The following is a 16,881-nucleotide window of genomic DNA, read 5'->3' on the forward strand; positions in this document are numbered from 1 at the left end:
TCGTCCCGGGAGTGTATCGCTCCTGGCCTCGTGTCACGAGCCAGGGTGGTGGCTCGTTGTATCGTGCCGTGGAAGGCTGTCCCTCCGGTGTAGGAGGCTGTGTCGCGCATGTTGGGATGGGTCCAGGCGATGGGAATGGCGTCGTCGCTGGGTGGGCTGGTGCCTGCCTCGGCGGCGTTCCGCGCGGGGATGTCCTTGCCCTCGGCGGCGCCGGACTTCGAGGTCTTCCTGAAGGGCGACGAGGCGCCGAGCCCCGTCACCGTGCACGCGGCGGGAGAAGCCACGCTGGGGTTTTCGGGCGTGGGGCGGCTGGTGGCGTTGTTGGCGGAAGCGCTGGTGGACCTGGGGACGTGGGTGGACGTCGCGGCGCTGGGGCCCGGCGTGGGGCTCTACCTGGTGCTGCCCGACCCGGAGGCACGGGGCTTCACGACGGGGAAGGACCCCTACGAGGAAGATCCGGACGACGCACGCGAGCGCATCGCGCGGCTGGTGGACCGGCTGGTGAAGGGGACGTGGCAGGCGCTGGGATGGCCTGCGTGGAAGGGGCTGGTGCGCGCGTTCCCCACGGGGAACGTGGCCTTCGCGCAAGCGCTGGCCGCGGCGGGCGAGGACCTGCGGGTGTCCAAGGTGGAGCGTGCGCTCGTCTGCGCGGTGGACAGCTTCATCTCCCCGGAGACGTTGACGTTGCTGCACCAGCAGCAGCGCCTGAAGACACCGGGACGGCCTACAGGGTTGATGGCGGGCGAGGCCGCGGTGGCCTTGCTGCTCACGCGCGAGGAAACCGCAGAGTCCTCCATGGCCGTGGTGCGGGTGGCGCAGGGACGCGACGCGGCGCCGCTGGATGGGGAGCAGCCACCGGACGGGCAGGAACTGGCGCGGCAGGTCCTCGCGGCCTTGGGGCCCTTGGGACAGGACGCGTCCGCGCCGTTGATGGTGTCGGACCACGACGGGCAATACGCGCGCGCCTTCGAGTGGGGGATGCTCCAGGTCCGGCTGAGGGAGACAGACGCCCGCTTCGAGCAAGGCGCGGTGTGGATGCCGGCCAAGAGCTTCGGACACACGGGGGTGGCCTCGGGAGCGGTGGCCACGGCGTTGGTCTTCCGGGGGCTGGCGCGAGGTTACGCGCCCACGTCGTCGGTGCTGGTGCTCTCCTCCGCGGAAGCAGGGGAGCGCGCCGTGATTCACCTCACAGCTCCAGGCCGTTCCAACCCTCGGCTGCGTAGACCTTGAAGCCGGTGAGGCCCGCCTGGACGAAGGCAGCGTGCACGTCCTCGCGGATGAGGATGAGGCGGCGCTCCATGGTGCAGCGGAACAGCTTCGCCTGCGGGGAGATGGCGTCGTACTTCAGGGCGAGCTTCTTCACGCGGCCAATCTGGTCCTTGGCGATGGCGTTCATCCTGTAGACCGACCGCTCCATGTCGATGGCGTCTTCGGCCCCCTGGAGATTGAGGAAGGCGTAATCGGGACCCACAACGGCGCCTTGATGGTCCTTGACCACGACAGGAAGCCATTCCGCGTTGGTGACTTCCAGGGATTCGATGAGCTTGCGCGCGCGGCCTGAGACAAGCAGGTCGCTCATCAGGTTCGGTTGAAAATCGTAGACAGTCCGGTCGTCTGGATAGTTCCTGGAGAAGGAGACCTCACCACCCACAGGAAACTGTTTGATGAGGCTGATGCCTTCGTCGAACTTCCAGTCTGCCGGGCTTCCCCGGGGATATTCATCGATGAAACCTGCCTCGATGCCTTGGACCTTGAAGACGAAGTAGTTCACGGACGACTCCAATCCTGCATGAGATGCCGGGCCATCCCCTGGTGGCTGTACCTCATGATTCTTCGTCCACTTCGCCGTCCTCCTCTTCAAGCCAGCGTAGGAAACGCATGGCGCCGACCAAGGCGAGCACTGGCTCTCCCTCTTCGTCCGTGAAGCGGATGGCGTCCTTTTCATCAGACAGGCTGACCTGGACGCAGTACATGGCCATGTCCTTGCCTGGGCGGACCAGGTCTTTCATCCGGGCATTGATGACGCGCGGATGCGCCTCCAGCACCTCCGTGTAGACCTCATCCAAGGGCACCAGTACCCCCCGGACGCCCTCGCGTGCGGTGACGAAGCACGGAGACTGTTCCGTCAGAACTCGAGCGACGATGTCGGCGGGCTGCTCTTCTATGCAATTGGCTTCGAACATGATGGGTCAGAGCTCCAGTCCGTCCCAGCCTTCAGCTTCGTAGACCTTGAAACCGGTCAGGCCCGCTTGCTCGAAAGCAGCGTGGACGTCTTCACGGATGAGAATGAGACGGCGTTCCTTCGTGCAGCGGAACAGCTTTGCGTCGGGACTGATGGCGGTGGTCTGCAGGGCCAGTTTGTCGATGAACCCGATCTGCTCCTTGTCGATCGAATTCATCTCGTAGTTCGAGCGCTCCATATCGATGGCGTCTTCTGCCCCCTGGAGATTGAGGAAAGCGTAATCCGGACCGACGATAGCGCCCTGGTGGTCCTTGACGACGACGGGAAGCCACTCAGCGTTGGAGACACCGAGTGAATTGATGAGCTTGCGTGCTCGCCCAGAGACGAGCAATGCGCTCATGAGGTTGGGCTGGAAGTCGTAGAGGTTCCTGTCCTCCGGGTAGTTATCGGAGAAGGAGACCTCGCCTCCCGCGGGAAAGTCTTTGGCAAGACTGATGCCCATATCGAACTTCCAGTCTGTCGGACTTCCACGCGGGTAGCTCTCTATGAACCCCGCCTCTTCAGCCATCACCTTGAATACGAAGTATTTCATCTGGGGCGGTCCTTTGGTTAAAGCATCAGACCATTCCATCCCTCGGCACTATAGACTTTGAAGCCAGTGAGTCCTGCTTGAAGGAATGCAGCATGAACGTCTTCTCGAATGAGAATGAGACGACGCTCCATGGTGCAACGGAACATCTTGGCCTGGGAGTCAATGGCCTCGTATTTGAGCGCAAGCTTCTTGATGCGACCGATCTGATCCTTTTCGAGATGGTCCATCTTGTAGACGGAGCGCTCCATGTCGATGGCGTCTTCCGCTCCCAATAGGTTGAGAAAAGCGTAGTCGGGACCTACGACGTTGCCCTTGTGGTCTTTGACGACGACCGGCAACCACTCTGCGTTGGTGATTCCCAACGAATCGATGACGCTGCGAGCTTTTCCTGACACAAGATGCCCGTTCATCAGATTGGGCTGAAAGTCGTAAAGGTTCCGATGGTCAGGGTAGTTATCGGAAAAGGAGACTTCGCCGCCAATGGGGAAATCCTTGGCGAGGCTGATACCCTCGGCAAATTTCCATTCCGTCGGGCTGTTGCGAGGATAGGAGTCAATAAACCCTGCTTCAGTACCTCGAATTTTAAAGACGAAGTATTTCATGGTTTCAGAACCTCAATGCTCTTAGTAGAGCGAGCCCCACTCGTAGCGGCTCTTGGCCTTCTTGTCCTTGGGCGCGTAGCGCACGAATTCATGCACGTACTGCGTTCCCGCTGTGATGGATTCAACGACAGCTCGGCTCAATCCCACGAGCAGGTCCCAGTATTTTTCTTCCAAATCCTTGAGCTGCTCGAAAATGCTTGCGACTAGCGCCGCGTGGTCTTTCTGTGCGTCTATTTCTTTTTGCAGCTTCTGGCTGATGACCTTCAGATCTAGCATGACTTCGTGCGTGTAGATGGGATGGTCGCCCGGGTGCTGCAGCAGCGCGTGGACGGGCACGGCCCAGGCCTGGTCCGGCAACATGATGATGTTGTGGCCGTGGTTCAGGTTGTAGTCGGACTGGAGGATGAGGCGGAGCTGCCGGTACGTGAAGGCAGGCCCGTCCTTCAACTCGTAATAGAACGCCGAGCCCGGGAGGATGTGGTGCGCCTCCCATGCGTACGGGTACTTCTGGAGCGCGGGCTTCTTGTCCTTGTCCTTGGCCCTCGGGTTGAAATTCTCCGGCGGTCCCCCCGGGAACTCAGCGGTCTGCTTCACCAGGTCCCGGATTTCATCCAGGTAGGAGTGGTCGAAGACGCGGTACACGTCACGCCCGTCCAGGGACGCGATGTAGTCAGAGCCGTTCTGCGCGTAGTCGCTGTCCTTGCCGAGCACCCCCCGGGGCGGAGCACTGTCGTCCACGTGGTCGGCGTCGTCCGCGGCGCTGGCCGCGGGCTTCGGCTTCTTCTTCTTCGCCGCCTTGGCCGCCGTGTACTTCCGGTCCCTGCTTCGCTCGAAGATGGACAGGAGCCGTTGCGCCAGCTCCGTGTTCATCTCGCTCGCACTCAGGTTGCTCATGCGCGTACCCACCTCTCACGTTGTATGGTGCCCGAACGCCCCGTTCCAGGCTACGCTCACCCGCACCTCCCATCATGGCCCGTCTCATCTCCCTCCGTGCAGATGCCGCTGACTCTCTGGGAGAAAGGCTGAGCCGGTTCGACCCGGGCGCGGACCGCTCCAGCATTCTCGCGCGGTTGGACGCCATCACGCTCGACCTGCACCTCATCGCCGTGGCCACGCTGCTGGTCGATGGGAATCCTCAGGGGTTCTTCCTCAATCTCTGCCGGATGGCGGAGAACGGCCGCCGGGTGCAGCGCCTCCTCGCGGACCGGGGCCTTCCGCCACCGCCCGCGCGGCGCAACACGCCTCTGCTCGGCGCGCTCGCCGCCGGCCACTTCTCCCTCGCGGAGGCCGTGGCCGCGAGCTCCGCCACCCAGTGGCAGCAGGGCGCCGAATACGAGGATGAGTTCCTCTGGGCCGCCGCCCTCCAGCACCTCACCCGCATGCCGTCCGCTCCACTGGAGTCCATCCTCGTCCCGCTGGAGAAGGTGGGCCAGGAGCCCTACCTCAGCCGGGTGGCCATGGCCCGAGCCCTGGTGTCCAGGGACGCCGCCGCCTTCGCCGAGGCCTTCGCCGTCGCCTGCCTGGACCACGGCATCGTCACGGAGAAGCGCGCCCGCTCGCTGGCCACACCCGTGACGTCCTTCGCGCCGCACCGGTTCGTCTGGCTCGAAGGGCTGGCCCTCCTGCGCCTCGCCGAGCGCGCCAGCATCGCACCCGAGGACACCAGCTTCCGCTACTGCCCGCCCCTGGCCCGCGTCCCGATGACGACGATGTACTCGGGCGACTGGGCCGTCAACACGGCGCCGACCCGGTAACCCCGTCAGTCCGTTCCGACGGGTTGTCCCGGCTCCAGCGTCTCCGCGCCCTCGCACGTCACCTGGATGGAGCGCAGCTCCGTGGGCTCGCGCTGCAACGCGAAGGTGCCGCGCCACACGAGGAACAGCTTCATCGCGTCCGTGTCCAGGACCACGGTGTCCAGCCGCAGCGCGCCTTCCAGGTCATCCAGCCCCCGGGCCCTGGGCGCGAGGACCTCCGGAGACGGTAGCGCGGGCAACCTGAACGTCAGCGGCGCACCCGGCGCCATGTGCTTCAGCAGCACGGCCTCGCCCCCTCGCAGGTAGCCCGGGACGAGCTGGTCCCGCGGCGCGCCGTTGAGGAAGCGCCGGTCGAAGTCCTTCGGCAGCAACGGGCTGCGCGACTTCTTCCACGCGTCATCGTAGGTGCCCGCGTAGCCGGCCCGCGGCTGCCAGTGCGGTTCGATGAACCCGAAGCCCGTGGGCGGAGGACGCTGGCCCCAGGACTTCAGCGGCTCGGCGGGGGACTCCAGGTTCGGCAGCCGCAGGTTCTCCTCGAAGCGGCTGCCCTTCTCGCGAAAGCCCGTGCCCAGCGGGTTGCGCGGCTCGAAGGCGCTGCCGTCCTTCCCGCCGAAGGCGCGCTCATAGCGCAAGGGGATGCGCTCGAAGGGGAGGGGCTGCGTCACCCCGATGCCGCCCATGCTCTTGAACCACGTGCGGTCCCCCAGCACACGGACCTGCTTGTGCACCGGCCCGACATGCAACTCCGCGAGGAGCTCGCGAGTCCCCGCCGCGGGCGCATGGGCATGTCCCACCAGCACCACATCCGTGGCGGCCTTGAAGAAGGCGCCCTCGGGCTCCAGGCGGAGGCTGGCCGCATCCCCGCCTTCCCAGCGCTCACCCCCGGTCAGCAGCGGCGCCTGCTCCGCGGACAGCGCCGGCGCGCCCCGAGGCCGCAGGTCGAACGTGGCCTTCAACACGGGCACGAACAGGGGCCGCAGCGCCTCGTCGGTGAGGAACAGCGGCTCGAAGGTGAAGGGCGTGAGGTTCTCGGTGGAGGGGTGCCCCATGAAACATGTCTACCAGCCCTCACCCATTTGGGACACGGGCCGCCGGAGCCCGGCTGTCAGCCCGCGCTCCACCTTCCGTCCACGCCGTGCCCTCACACAAGGACACGGCCATGGGAGACCCACGCAATCCGAAGCGAGCGCACGAGCGCTGGAACCTGGAGCGCCTGCGCGCCTGCGAGGCGGAGGTGCGCGCCCTGGCGCCCTGGGTGACGGTGTCCGGCGGCTGGGCCTGGCACTTCATGGCCCCGCCCCACGAGGAGCTGAAGCGCTTCCACGACCACAAGGACGTGGACCTCTTCGTGGAGCCCGCGCGCTTCCCGGAGCTCATCGCCGTGCTCACCGCTCGCGGCTACCACCGCATCTGGACGCGCTTCGACGCCACCTCCACGCACTTCTACCGCTACGCCCGGCACGATGAGGGCGGCAAGGTCCTGCTCGACGTCTTCGTCCGGCGCGTGCCGTCCGTGGACGCCGGGGGGATTCGCGTGGTGGACCCGGCCACGCTGCTCACCTTCTACGGAGACATCCACAGCACGGATGACTGCGTGTCGGTGCTGGCGGCGCGGCGGCTGCTGGCGAAGGGCCACAGCCCCCTGGGCCGGGTGGAGCTCGTCACGCAGGCCCACTGAATGCCCCGTGGGCGTGGGGGTGCAACCCGCGCCCATGGGCCCGCCGTCACTGCACGGTGAAGAGGTGGTTGTTGCCGAAGTTCGAATCCCAGGCCTGGCAGCCCCAGCGGCTGGTGTTCTCGAACCAGATGGCCAGCGTGCCCCGCGTGTTGAGTGGGATGGACGGCGCGGGCGGGTTGGGCGTGGAGGAGAAGCCCGCCACCCAGAAGCGCTGCACCGGCCCGTTGTTGAACTGGTAGTAGCCCGTGATCGTCCACCCGGGCGTGGTGCCGTTGATGGTGCCCCGACACTGCGTCAGCCGGTCCGCGCTGTAGTGGATGGCCGCGGTGGAACCGAAGGGCAGCGGGGTGGAGGACGCGAACACGTTCCAGCCCTGCGCCGGCGACTGGAAGGTGATGCTGGAGGAGGACTGCGAGGCAGCGGCCGTTCCGGCGAGCAGCACGGCGACGGCGGCGGCGAGACACCAGCGGGGGGATTGACGCGGCAAGGCAAAGCTCCAGGTTGAGAGGAAGCTGCGTTGCGGATACGCACAGCGTGGCAGGCAAGGGCTGTGACGGTCCGCCAGTGGACCCTCACGGGTTTGTGCCGCTCAATCGTGGACTCCTCTAGAGTCAGGCTCCTCACCTTTACGCTCCGCGCCATGGCCGACTTTCTTCCTCGCTTCTATCGACTCGCCGTCCGCGTGGACGCGCACTATGACGCGCTGAGCCGCAAGCTTCGCCAGAAGCTGGGAATCGCGCCGCCGCTGCGCATCCTCCCCTACCGGGGCTATGGCACGCCCGAGCGCGCCGTCATCAAGGCCCGCGTGCTGGAGGACCGGCACGTGCGCCCGCCGCAGGAGCGCTACACGCTGGTGGGCAGCGCGGTGGCTTCCTACAAGCGCTACATGACGCGCGAGGTGCCGGGCGCGCACGTCGCGGTGCGCTGGGGCGACAAGCGCTGGGAGGGCACCACCGACGAGGAGGGCTTCCTGGAGCTGTGGGTGCCTCCACCGGACGGGGTGCGCTCGGGCTGGCACATGGTGGAGCTGGAGCTGCTGTCGCCGGATGCGGAGGGCGTGTCCCGCGTGGCCGCGCCGGTGCGGATGGCCGGGCCCGGCGCGGAGTTCGGCGTCATCAGCGACATCGACGACACCGTCATCGTCACCGGCGTCACCGACCTGCTGAAGCGGGCCTGGGCGCTCTTCCTGACCGAGCACCGCGTGCGGCTGCCCTTTCCGGGCGTGGACGCCTTCTATGCCGCGCTCCAGCACGGCCGGGGCACGAGCGCGGACAACCCCATCTTCTACGTGTCCAGCAGCCCGTGGAACCTCTACGAGCACCTGGACGAGTTCCTCTCCCTGCACAAAATCCCCACCGGTCCGCTGCTGCTGCGCGACTGGGGCCTGTCCAGCCAGGGCTTCGCGCCCGGCGGGGGCCATGGGCACAAGCTGGAGAAGATTCGCGCGGTGCTCGGCACGCTGTCGCACCTGCCCTTCATCCTCATTGGCGACAGTGGCCAGGAGGACGCGGAGCACTACCGCACCATCGTCCGTGAGTTTCCCGGGCGCATCCTCTGCGTCTACATCCGCAACGTGCCCGGGCATCAGCGCCGGGCCGAGGAGCTGGCGCTCATCGCCGAGGACATCCGCGCCGCGGGCAGCCAGATGCTCGCGGTGGATGACACCACCGAGGCCGCCCGTCACGCCGCGCGCGAGGGGTGGATTCAGTGGCGCGAGGTGCGCGAGGTGGAGGCCCACCGTCGCGAGGACGCCGCGCGCTGAGGCTCCCGGCGCCCACCGAGGTGCAGGTGCTGTCAGGACAGCGGACGGCCGCCCTGGAACTGGGCCATGCGCTGGGCGCGCTCCATCATCTCGCCCTGGGCCCAGCGCTTCTCGTCACCGGCGCGCGGCAGCCGGCGGCGCCAGCCGCCATCCGCCGTCAGCTCCCAGGCGGACGTGGTGTCTGCCATGCAGCGCTCCAGCGAGTCCTTCACCTGGGCGGCCAGGCTGGCGTCCTCCACCGGCGCGAGGATTTCCACGCGGTGGTCCAGGTTGCGCGGCATCAAGTCCGCCGAGCCGATGAAGCAACGCAGCTCCGGGCCGCGCTCGAAGATGTAGATGCGCGAGTGCTCCAGGAAGCGGCCCAGCACGGACACCACGCGGATGTTCTCCGACACGCCGGGAACGCCCGGGCGCAGGCAGCAGATGCCGCGCACGTTCAGCTCCACCTTCACGCCCGCGCGGGACGCTCCGTAGAGGGCGTGGATGATGCCGGGGTCCACCAGCGCGTTCATCTTCATCTGGATGCGCGCGGGGCGCTCGGCCGTGTGCGCGGCGACGGTGCGCTTGATTTCCTCCAGCAGGCCCTGGCGCATGGTGAGCGGAGCCACCAGCAGCTTGCGGAAGCTCTTCGGCCGGCCAAATCCGGTGAGGTAGTTGAAGACGTCCGCCACGTCCGCGCCAATGTCCGGGTCCGTGGTGAACAGGCCCATGTCCGTGTAGAGGCGCGCCGTCTTCGGGTTGTAGTTGCCCGTGCCGATGTGCACGTAGTGCCGCACCTTGTCGCCCTCGCGCCGGACGATGAGGATGGCCTTCGCGTGCGTCTTCAGGGACGGAATCCCGTAGACGACGTGCACGCCCGCCTCTTCCAGTGCGTTGGCCCAGCGGATGTTGGTGCGCTCGTCGAAGCGGGCCTTCAGCTCCACCATGCACACCGCCTGCTTGCCGCGCTCGGTGGCGGTAATCAGCGCGGGCACCAGGGGCGAGCTGTCCGACGTGCGGTACACCGTCTGCTTGATGGCCAGCACGTCCGGGTCGGCCACGGCCTCGGTGACGAATCGCTCCACGGAGGTGGCGAAGGACTCGTAGGGGTGGTGGACCAGCAGGTCCCCCCGGCGCATGGACGACATCACCGTGCCGCCATCCGGCGCGTCCGCGTCCGTGCGCAGGCGGGCCTGGGTGACGGGGACCCACGGCGGGTCCTTCAGCTCCGGGAAGCCCGGGGCGAAGGCGATGGACTGCAAGTCGTTGAGGCCCACCAGGCCGTGCTCTTCGTAGACCTGACGCGCCTCCAGGCCCATGGCCTCCACCAGCGGCTCGAGCAGCTTGGGGCTCATGCCGGCCTGGACTTCCATGCGGATGACGTCGCCGAAGCGGCGCTCGCGCAGCTCCGTCTCCACGGCCTTGAGCAGGTCCTCCGCGTCCTCGGACACGGTGAAGTCCGCGTCGCGGGTGACGCGGAAGGTGCCCCAGCTCAGCACCTCCATGCCGGGGAACAAGTCCCCCAGGTGCTGGGCGATGATTTCCTCCAAGGGGACGAAGACGTTGCCCTTGAGGGGCAGGAAGCGCGGCAGCAGCTCCTTGGGCACCTTCACCCGGGCCACGCTCTCCTCGTCCGCGTCCGGGTCTCTCAGCAGCACCGCCAGGCTGAGCGACAGGTTGGAGATGTAGGGAAAGTGCCGCCCCAGGCCGATGGCCAGCGGGGTGAGGACGGGGAAAATCTGCTCCTTGAAGCGCTGGTCCACCTGGGCGCGCTGCTCGGCGTCCAGCTTCCTGGCGGAGAGGATGCGCAGGCCCTTTTCGGCCAGGGCGGGGCGGAGCACCTTCTCGAAGGCGTCGCCGTGCCGGCGCGTCTGCTTGAGGATGCCGTCGTGCAGCTTGTCCAGGGTATCGCTGGGAGAGGCTCCGTCGGGAACCAGGCGTGCCACGCCGCCGCGAATCTGCTCGTGTAGACGGGCGACGCGAATCATGAAGAACTCGTCCAGGTTGCGCGCGTAGATGGCGATGAACTTCAGCCGCTCCAGCAGCGGAATCTCCGGAGACTCGGCGAGCTGGAGGACGCGGTCATTGAAGGCCATCCAGGACAGCTCTCGGTTGAAGAAGAGTTCCGTGTCCTTCGACTCCGCGCCGGCCGGGAGCACGTCCCGGTTGGAGGGTTTCTGGGTGACGCCGCGACCGCCGCCGCCGCGTTTCGGCATGGTGACTTGACTCCTCGTTGACTCCCTTGGAGGGGATGTAGCAGGCCGCCCCCCTGTTCATTGTAAACTCGCGTGTTACTTGGGAGAGGGAGCCGTCAGGCGATGTAAGCCCTCCCAGGTGGGCGGGCAGGGAGAAAGGGCGGGAGGCGTGGACTTTGTTGCATCCGCGATATGAGGACTGCATGTCAGGCGACGTGAGCGCGACGGAGACGACCCCCAAGGCGGACGCGGCCAGCGGCCTCTTCACGGCCTTCCAGAAGGACAGGAAGGTGCCTCGGGGACGGTGGGCGGGCGCCCTGCTGATGGCCCTGATACCGGTGGTGCTGGGCGTGGGCTTCTGGACCCTCGCCAAGGGCGAGGAGAAGACGTTCCGCATCGTCACGCCCCAAGGCTTCAAGTCCATGCGTGGTGGGATGACGACGGAGCAGGTGCGCGCGGTGCTCGGACGGCCCATCACCCTGGAGCGGGACACCAGCGGGGCGGAGTGCTACCGCTACGGGCAGCCCAACTTCGTCAACCCGCAGTTCCTCATCTATTCAGTCTGCTACGAGGACGGGAAGCTGCGGGACGTGAAGACGCACCAGTACTCCGCTTGGAACGTGGACCCCGCCACGGGGACGTTCGCGGCGCCGGGCGGCGAGCCCGCGGACGCGGCGCCCACGCCCGCGCAGGAAGGCTGAGCAGGGCCTTTCATGCCGAAACGATGATGGAACCATGCGTGGCTGCCCGCGAGTCACGGGTGCCAGGCTCCCTCCGTTCCATGCAACGGAGGTCGCACCATGCGGCGGTTCTCTCGGGGGCTCGCGGTTCTCCTGGCGGTAGCGGGGCTTTGGTCCGCGGCGGCGTCTGACGACGTCATCGGGTACGAAGCGCCCAGCGAGGAGGCCTTGCGCTGCCTCAGTGAGGACCTGCCCGTGACGGTGAAGGTCGACTATGTCCTCACGGGTTGTTGGGTGTTCACCCAAAGCACCTTCTACCTGAAGGTGACGCAAAGCGGCGCGGAGGTCTCTGGCCGAGGGGACGACTGGGAAGACCCGGTCAAACTCAGTCCGAGGAAGCTGTCCCGGGCCGAAGGTGAGCGCATCCTCCAGGATTTGACGAGTGTGATGCTTCGTCGTGAGTCCGAGTCGGCCTCAGGTGATGCGCCGACCCGTTACGTGACCACGGTCGAGTGGGCCTGTGGTGGTGTCAGGGGGACGAAGCGCGGCACGGTGGCGTTCACGGCGCCCGCCTACGACTTGTATTCCACGGATGAGGAAGAGGGAGAAACCTACGCGCGCGCCGTTGGCGTCCGTGACGTCGTGGTGAAGGCGCTCCGGCAGGCGCATCGCTGACACGCTGGGAATCCAACGCATGAGCGCGGGCGTGCTCCATCGAGGTACTCCGCCACGAGGGTTGCCTTTCGTTACCGGCAGTGGGAATCCGCATCGTTGTCCGCGCCATCCGCGCACCGGTCCGTATCCGTGGCGGCGTCCTCCCTGATGTGGAGCGTGTACCGGATGGGCGTGTCCTGGTCGGGATTCGCCATGCCGTCCACCACCACCAGCACCGTCTGGCCCTGCGCCAGTGTCACCTTCACGGCGGGCGAGCCTTGGGGACTCCCGTTCGCGTTGGAGGCGCAGCCCAGCTCCGTGCCCCGGCAACCCGTGAGCACGTAGAGCGCGTTGCCCCACTCGCTCGGTGCCGTCTCGAAGACGTAGGTGCCCGCCCGCGGCGCCGTCCACAGGTGTGCGCGGTCCTGCTGGAGCAGCGCGCCGCAGGTGCCCTGGAAGCCGTCACCGGAACCCGCCGTCTCGCCGTGGAACGTCACCGGCAGCGCGCTGCCCAAGTCATGGTGCGCGCAGCCACGGCCGCCGCAGCCCGGCGCGTCGTGGCAGTCCGTGTCCGCGCAGTCCACCCAGCGGTCCCCATCATTGTCCATGCCGTCGAAGCAGGAGCCCGCCTCGCTGGCCCGCAGCTCATCGATGTGCAGCTCGAAGTACCCCGCGCTGAACCGGTCCAGGCTCGCCGAGTCCACCACCACCAGCACCGTCTGTCCCTGCACCAGCGGCACCGAGACACGCGCGCCGCCGCCGTAGCTGATGCCGTCCTTCGCGCACGCCAGCTCCGCGCCCCCGCAGCCGCCGCTGCGCACGGAGACGAGTGAGCGGGTGGCCGACTTCGCCGTGTCGAAGGTGAAGAGCGCGCTCTTGGGCGCCGTCCACAGGAAGCCCCGGTCCGGCGCGCCGCTCCCACCGCACGAGGACTGATGGTCATCCCCCGCGTGCGCGGTGGAGCCCTTCACCATCACCGGCAACACGCTGCCCAGGTTCCGGTCCACGCACACGGACGCGCTCGCCGCGCAGACGTTGGGAACGCCCGTCGCTCCGCAGGACTCGGACGCCGTGCAGGTGCCACACTCCAGGAACCCGCCGCACCCGTCCGGCACGGTGCCGCAGTCCTTGCCCAGCAGGCCGCAGGTGAAGGGGCGGCAGGAAGGCGCCGCGCACACGTTGGGCGTGCCGCCACCTCCACACGTCTCGCCATTCGCGCATGCCCCGCACTGGAGCGCGCCGCCGCACCCGTCCGGCACGGTGCCGCAGTCCTTGCCCAGCGACTCGCAGGTGGCCGGTGTGCAGAGGGGACGGCCACAGACGTGGTCCACGCCGCCCCCGCCGCATGTCTCGCCCGCCGGGCAGAGGCCACAGTGCAGGAGTCCGCCGCAGCCATCGGGCACGGTGCCGCAGTTCTTTCCCTGGGACTCGCAGGTGAGCGGGGTGCACACGCCGCCGCCGCACACGTTGGGCTCGGCGCCGCCGCACGTCTGGCCGTCCGCGCAGACGCCGCAGTCGAGCATGCCGCCGCACCCGTCCGCCACCGGCCCGCAGTTCTTCCCCAGCGTCTCACACGTCCCCGGCGTACACGGCGAGTTGCCGCAGACATTGGGCACGCCGCCGCCGCCACACGTCAGTCCGCCCGCGCAGTCCCCGCAGTCGAGCATGCCGCCGCAGCCGTCGGACACCGGCCCGCAGTCCTTCCCCAGCACGTCGCAGGTGGCCCGCTTGCAGATGCCGTGGCCACACACGTTGGGCGCGCCGCCGCCCCCGCACGTCAGTCCGTCCGCGCAGACGCCACAGTCGAGCATGCCGCCACAACCGTCCGGTACGGCGCCGCAGTCGCGCGCCAGCGACTCACAGGTATCCGGCGTGCAGGTGGGCTCGCCGCATACGTTGGGTGCGCCCCCGCCGCCGCAGGACTCGGGCGCCGTGCAGGTGCCGCAGTCGAGCACGTCTTCACAGCCATCCGAGACTGGTCCGCAATCCTTCCCCAGGGCCTCACAGGTGGTGGGCTCGCAGGGCGCCGGTCCGCACACGTTGTGCCGGCCACCGCCTCCGCACACCTCACCGGGGCCACAGGCGCCGCAGTCGAGCGTGCCGCCGCAGCCGTCAATGGCGATGCCGCAGTCCATGCCCTGGGAGGCGCACGTCATGGGCTCGCAGGAGGACACCGGCCGGCGGCTGTCCGCGTCTTCGTACGGTTGTGTCTGGCTGCACGCCACCCACAGCACCAGCCCACACGTCCAGAACCACGCTCCCCGCCGCCCCGCTCCGCGCATGCGCTCCCATCCCGCCCAGGCCACCACCCGCGCCCAACGTGGGTCCGGGCTGCGCGCGTGCCCAGCCAGGGTGTAAGGCGGGGTTGGACGGTGCACACACCGCGACGCGCGGGCACGGGCGCCGTCTGCCCGGGCGCCTGGTTTCCAACGTTCGCGTCACCCGGCGAGCCCCCTGGATTCAGGATGCGGAGCGCTTCACCCTGCCCGAGGGCATGGGCGGTGGACCGTCTGGGGAGGAGGGGAGGTGGCACGTCCGTGGACGTTCGCGCAGCGCGCGGGCGCCGGCTTCATCATCTCGTTGGTGGTGGCGCTCGTGCTGGCGGGAACGTCCGTGGTGGCGCTGCTCTCCGTGCGGGCCAATCACAAGGCGCGCATCCTGGAGCTGTCCCGGGACGTGCTGGACATCAAACAACTGGAGCGGACCTTCAACGACAAGGTCGTCAGTGGCCGGGGCTTCGCTTTATCGGGAGATACCTTCTTCGCCCAGGACATGTCCGTCGCGCGCGAGCGTTTCATCGCCACCTACGAAGCCCTGAAGCGCCGGCTCACCCAGGAGCCCCTGGCCACGCAACTGGAGGCCGTCTCCCACGCGGAGCTGGAGCACGAGGAGGCCATGCAGGCGCTCATCATGGAGCGCGAGGACGGCGCGCCCCGCCAGCGGCTGGAGCAGATTTTCGACGGCCACGTGGCGGACACGCGCCGTCGTGCCATGGACAGCCTCCGGATGCTCCACCATCAGACGGAGGCCCGGCTGTCAGAGGGCATCCATGAGAGCCTGGCCACGGACCGCAGCGCGCTCGGGCTGTCGCTGCTCGCGGGGAGCCTGGGCCTCGCGGGCGCCACGATGCTGGCGTGGACGCTGACGCGCAAGCTGCGGCCCATCCAACAGGAGGCCGAGGCCAGCGCCGAGCGCTTCCAGCTCCTCGTGGAGGGGGTGCGCGACTACGCCTTGTTCCTGCTGGATGCGCGGGGCCGGGTGGAGAGCTGGAACCCGGGCGCGGAGCGCATCATGGGCTACCGCGAGGCGGAAATCCTGGGGCAGCCCTCCAGCGTCTTCTACCCGCCGGATGCGGTGGCGGCGGGGATTCCGGACAAGGACCTGGTGCGGGCCCGGAGGGATGGGCGGCTGCACACGGAGGGCTGGCGAGTGCGGAAGGACGGCTCGCGCTATCTGGCGGACGTCAACGTCACCGTGCTCCAGGACGCGCGTGGGCAGCCGCGTGGCTTCGCCAAGGTGACGCGCGACATCACCGAGCGGCGCCGGGCCGAGCGCACGCAGCAACTGCTGGCGGAGGCAGGGGGCCTCTTCCACCAGTTCCAGGACCCCGACCAGACGGTGGCCGAGCTGACGCGCATCATGGTGCCGGAGGTGGCGGACGCCTGCCTGCTCTACCTGCTGACGGCCAGTGGCGACCTCTGGCCTCGCGCGGTGGCGCACGCGATGCCGGAGAAGGAAGCGTGGCTGTGGGACGCGGCGCGGCGCTTTCCGCCGCCGCCAGAGTCTCCGTGGGGCATCTGGCAGGTGATGCGCACGGGGCGCTCCGAGCTCAAGAGCGACGTGTCTCCGGAGACCCTGGCCCGGGGGCTGGTGGGCCCCGAGCACCTCTCGTTGATGGAGAAGGTGGGCGTGCGCTCCTACCTCGGCGTGCCGCTGCGGGTGGGGCGGCAGACGCGCGGGGTGTTCGTGCTGCTGACGTCCGCGCCGGAGCGCCGGCTGACGGTGACGGACCAGGTCTTCGTGGAGGAGGTGGCGGGACGCGCCGCGCTCGCGTTGGACAACGCCCGGCTCTGGAGCGAGGCGCAGGACGCGGTGGAGCTCATCGGCGTGGCCGCGCACGACTTGGGCAATCCGTTGAACACGCTGCAGTTGCTGCTGCGAAGGCTTCAGCGGATGGCGCTCGCGGAGGAGCAGAAGGCGCGCGACGGGCTGGCGGCGGCGCTGAAGCAGACGCAGCGGCTGGGGCAACTGCTGCACAACCTGCTGGACCTGTCGCGGCTGTCATCGGGGAAGCTGATGCTGGACGTGGCGCCGGTGGACCTCTCGGACCTGGTGCACGAGGTGGTGGAGCGCTTCGCCGAACAGGCTGCGGAGGCGGGCTGCAAGCTGGAGTTCGGCGCGGAATTGGGGCTGGTGGGCCGGTGGGACCGGCTGCGGTTGGACCGGGTGGTGACGAACCTCTTGTCCAACGCGCTGAAGTTTGGCAGGGGACGGCCGGTGGAGGTCCGGGTGGAGCACGCGGGCGTGGCGCGGGCGCGGCTGTGTGTGAGAGACCACGGCGTGGGCATTGCCCCGGAGGCGCAGCGGCGCATCTTCGAGCGCTTTGAAAGAGAGCCCTCCGGCGGCCAGCATGCGGGCTTCGGGCTGGGGCTCTACATCGTCCGGCAGCTGGTGGAGGCGCACGGCGGCACCATCCGCGTGGAGAGCGCCCCCAGCGAGGGCGCCACCTTCATCGTGGAGTTGCCGCTGATGCTGCTGGGCTCGGAGCTGCGTGAGCCACCCGATATTCCCCTGCACTCGTGA

16 protein-coding genes are annotated in these 16,881 nt (G+C 68.1%); 7 read left to right on the forward strand and 9 right to left on the reverse strand.

Annotated elements, in window-relative coordinates; all coding sequences use genetic code 11:
- The first annotated feature begins 108 nt into the window (after positions 1–108).
- Positions 109–1,230 carry a hypothetical protein gene (locus FMP39_RS14550; protein WP_194858398.1) on the forward strand — a complete coding sequence of 374 codons (1,122 nt, stop codon included), beginning with the start codon at positions 109–111 and terminating at the stop codon, positions 1,228–1,230.
- Here FMP39_RS14550 and FMP39_RS14555 read toward each other — a convergent pair.
- From FMP39_RS14555 to FMP39_RS14575, 5 genes are read right to left on the reverse strand one after another with little or no spacing between them, the layout of a single operon-like run.
- Positions 1,187–1,771 carry a DUF1629 domain-containing protein gene (locus FMP39_RS14555; RefSeq protein WP_141590489.1) on the reverse strand — a complete coding sequence of 195 codons (585 nt, stop codon included), beginning with the start codon at positions 1,769–1,771 and terminating at the stop codon, positions 1,187–1,189. The genes FMP39_RS14550 and FMP39_RS14555 overlap by 44 nt on opposite strands.
- A gap of 52 nt (positions 1,772–1,823) precedes the next feature.
- Positions 1,824–2,183, reverse strand: a complete 360-nt coding sequence (locus tag FMP39_RS14560) for a hypothetical protein (protein WP_141590491.1) — start codon at positions 2,181–2,183, stop codon at positions 1,824–1,826.
- A gap of 6 nt (positions 2,184–2,189) precedes the next feature.
- Positions 2,190–2,774 (reverse strand): DUF1629 domain-containing protein, encoded by a 585-nt coding sequence (locus FMP39_RS14565; RefSeq protein ID WP_141590493.1) that lies wholly within the window; start codon positions 2,772–2,774, stop codon positions 2,190–2,192.
- Positions 2,775–2,791: 17 nt separating this feature from the next.
- Positions 2,792–3,376 (reverse strand): DUF1629 domain-containing protein, encoded by a 585-nt coding sequence (locus FMP39_RS14570; RefSeq protein ID WP_141590495.1) that lies wholly within the window; start codon positions 3,374–3,376, stop codon positions 2,792–2,794.
- Between the two features lie 21 nt (positions 3,377–3,397).
- The gene (locus tag FMP39_RS14575) at positions 3,398–4,270 is read right to left on the reverse strand and encodes an AHH domain-containing protein (protein WP_194858399.1); all 873 of its coding nucleotides are present in this window, start codon (positions 4,268–4,270) and stop codon (positions 3,398–3,400) included.
- Between the two features lie 74 nt (positions 4,271–4,344).
- On the opposite strand from FMP39_RS14575, the gene FMP39_RS14580 reads away from it, so the two are divergent.
- Positions 4,345–5,130, forward strand: a complete 786-nt coding sequence (locus tag FMP39_RS14580; RefSeq protein WP_141590500.1) for an immunity 49 family protein — start codon at positions 4,345–4,347, stop codon at positions 5,128–5,130.
- Positions 5,131–5,135: 5 nt separating this feature from the next.
- On the opposite strand, the gene FMP39_RS14585 is transcribed toward FMP39_RS14580, so the two are convergent.
- Positions 5,136–6,179: a DUF2169 domain-containing protein gene (locus tag FMP39_RS14585; protein WP_141590503.1), complete on the reverse strand. Its 1,044-nt coding sequence runs from the start codon at positions 6,177–6,179 to the stop codon at positions 5,136–5,138.
- 86 nt (positions 6,180–6,265) lie between these two features.
- On the opposite strand from FMP39_RS14585, the gene FMP39_RS14590 reads away from it, so the two are divergent.
- On the forward strand, positions 6,266–6,808 hold the full coding sequence (locus tag FMP39_RS14590; protein ID WP_228556398.1) for a hypothetical protein: 543 nt from the start codon (positions 6,266–6,268) through the stop codon (positions 6,806–6,808).
- 46 nt (positions 6,809–6,854) lie between these two features.
- Here FMP39_RS14590 and FMP39_RS14595 read toward each other — a convergent pair whose 3' ends face one another.
- Positions 6,855–7,295, reverse strand: a complete 441-nt coding sequence (locus tag FMP39_RS14595; protein WP_141590507.1) for a DUF6209 family protein — start codon at positions 7,293–7,295, stop codon at positions 6,855–6,857.
- A 153-nt stretch (positions 7,296–7,448) separates the two neighbouring features.
- Between FMP39_RS14595 and FMP39_RS14600 the strand changes: the two genes are divergently transcribed.
- A complete protein-coding gene (locus FMP39_RS14600) occupies positions 7,449–8,570 on the forward strand; it encodes an App1 family protein (protein WP_194858400.1) in 1,122 nt (373 codons plus the stop codon).
- A 32-nt stretch (positions 8,571–8,602) separates the two neighbouring features.
- Here FMP39_RS14600 and ppk1 read toward each other — a convergent pair whose 3' ends face one another.
- Complete coding sequence (gene ppk1, locus FMP39_RS14605; protein ID WP_141590511.1) at positions 8,603–10,765, reverse strand: polyphosphate kinase 1; 2,163 nt, start codon at positions 10,763–10,765, stop codon at positions 8,603–8,605.
- Between the two features lie 182 nt (positions 10,766–10,947).
- On the opposite strand from ppk1, the gene FMP39_RS14610 reads away from it, so the two are divergent.
- The gene (locus FMP39_RS14610; RefSeq protein ID WP_228557994.1) at positions 10,948–11,445 is read left to right on the forward strand and encodes an outer membrane protein assembly factor BamE; all 498 of its coding nucleotides are present in this window, start codon (positions 10,948–10,950) and stop codon (positions 11,443–11,445) included.
- A 99-nt stretch (positions 11,446–11,544) separates the two neighbouring features.
- Complete coding sequence (locus FMP39_RS14615) at positions 11,545–12,099, forward strand: hypothetical protein (RefSeq protein ID WP_141590515.1); 555 nt, start codon at positions 11,545–11,547, stop codon at positions 12,097–12,099.
- 71 nt (positions 12,100–12,170) lie between these two features.
- On the opposite strand, the gene FMP39_RS14620 is transcribed toward FMP39_RS14615, so the two are convergent.
- Positions 12,171–14,360, reverse strand: coding sequence for a tryptophan synthase alpha chain (locus FMP39_RS14620; RefSeq protein ID WP_141590517.1), 2,190 nt, complete (start codon positions 14,358–14,360; stop codon positions 12,171–12,173).
- Positions 14,361–14,604: 244 nt separating this feature from the next.
- On the opposite strand from FMP39_RS14620, the gene FMP39_RS14625 reads away from it, so the two are divergent.
- Positions 14,605–16,881: an ATP-binding protein gene (locus FMP39_RS14625; RefSeq protein ID WP_141590519.1), complete on the forward strand. Its 2,277-nt coding sequence runs from the start codon at positions 14,605–14,607 to the stop codon at positions 16,879–16,881.

The organism is Myxococcus sp. AB056, assembly GCF_006547365.1.
GTDB lineage: Bacteria > Myxococcota > Myxococcia > Myxococcales > Myxococcaceae > Myxococcus > Myxococcus virescens.

Bases quoted from the DNA above. Each gene is read 5' to 3' on its own strand.
- FMP39_RS14580 (WP_141590500.1), top strand. From the start codon at position 4,345: ATGGCCCGTCTCATCTCCCTCCGTGCAGATGCCGCTGACTCTCTGGGA.
- FMP39_RS14575 (WP_194858399.1), bottom strand. From the start codon at position 4,270: ATGAGCAACCTGAGTGCGAGCGAGATGAACACGGAGCTGGCGCAACGG.
- FMP39_RS14550 (WP_194858398.1), top strand. From the start codon at position 109: ATGTTGGGATGGGTCCAGGCGATGGGAATGGCGTCGTCGCTGGGTGGG.
- FMP39_RS14565 (WP_141590493.1), bottom strand. From the start codon at position 2,774: ATGAAATACTTCGTATTCAAGGTGATGGCTGAAGAGGCGGGGTTCATA.
- FMP39_RS14560 (WP_141590491.1), bottom strand. From the start codon at position 2,183: ATGTTCGAAGCCAATTGCATAGAAGAGCAGCCCGCCGACATCGTCGCT.
- FMP39_RS14570 (WP_141590495.1), bottom strand. From the start codon at position 3,376: ATGAAATACTTCGTCTTTAAAATTCGAGGTACTGAAGCAGGGTTTATT.
- FMP39_RS14610 (WP_228557994.1), top strand. From the start codon at position 10,948: ATGTCAGGCGACGTGAGCGCGACGGAGACGACCCCCAAGGCGGACGCG.
- FMP39_RS14620 (WP_141590517.1), bottom strand. From the start codon at position 14,360: ATGCGCGGAGCGGGGCGGCGGGGAGCGTGGTTCTGGACGTGTGGGCTG.
- FMP39_RS14615 (WP_141590515.1), top strand. From the start codon at position 11,545: ATGCGGCGGTTCTCTCGGGGGCTCGCGGTTCTCCTGGCGGTAGCGGGG.
- FMP39_RS14585 (WP_141590503.1), bottom strand. From the start codon at position 6,179: ATGGGGCACCCCTCCACCGAGAACCTCACGCCCTTCACCTTCGAGCCG.
- FMP39_RS14600 (WP_194858400.1), top strand. From the start codon at position 7,449: ATGGCCGACTTTCTTCCTCGCTTCTATCGACTCGCCGTCCGCGTGGAC.
- ppk1 (WP_141590511.1), bottom strand. From the start codon at position 10,765: ATGCCGAAACGCGGCGGCGGCGGTCGCGGCGTCACCCAGAAACCCTCC.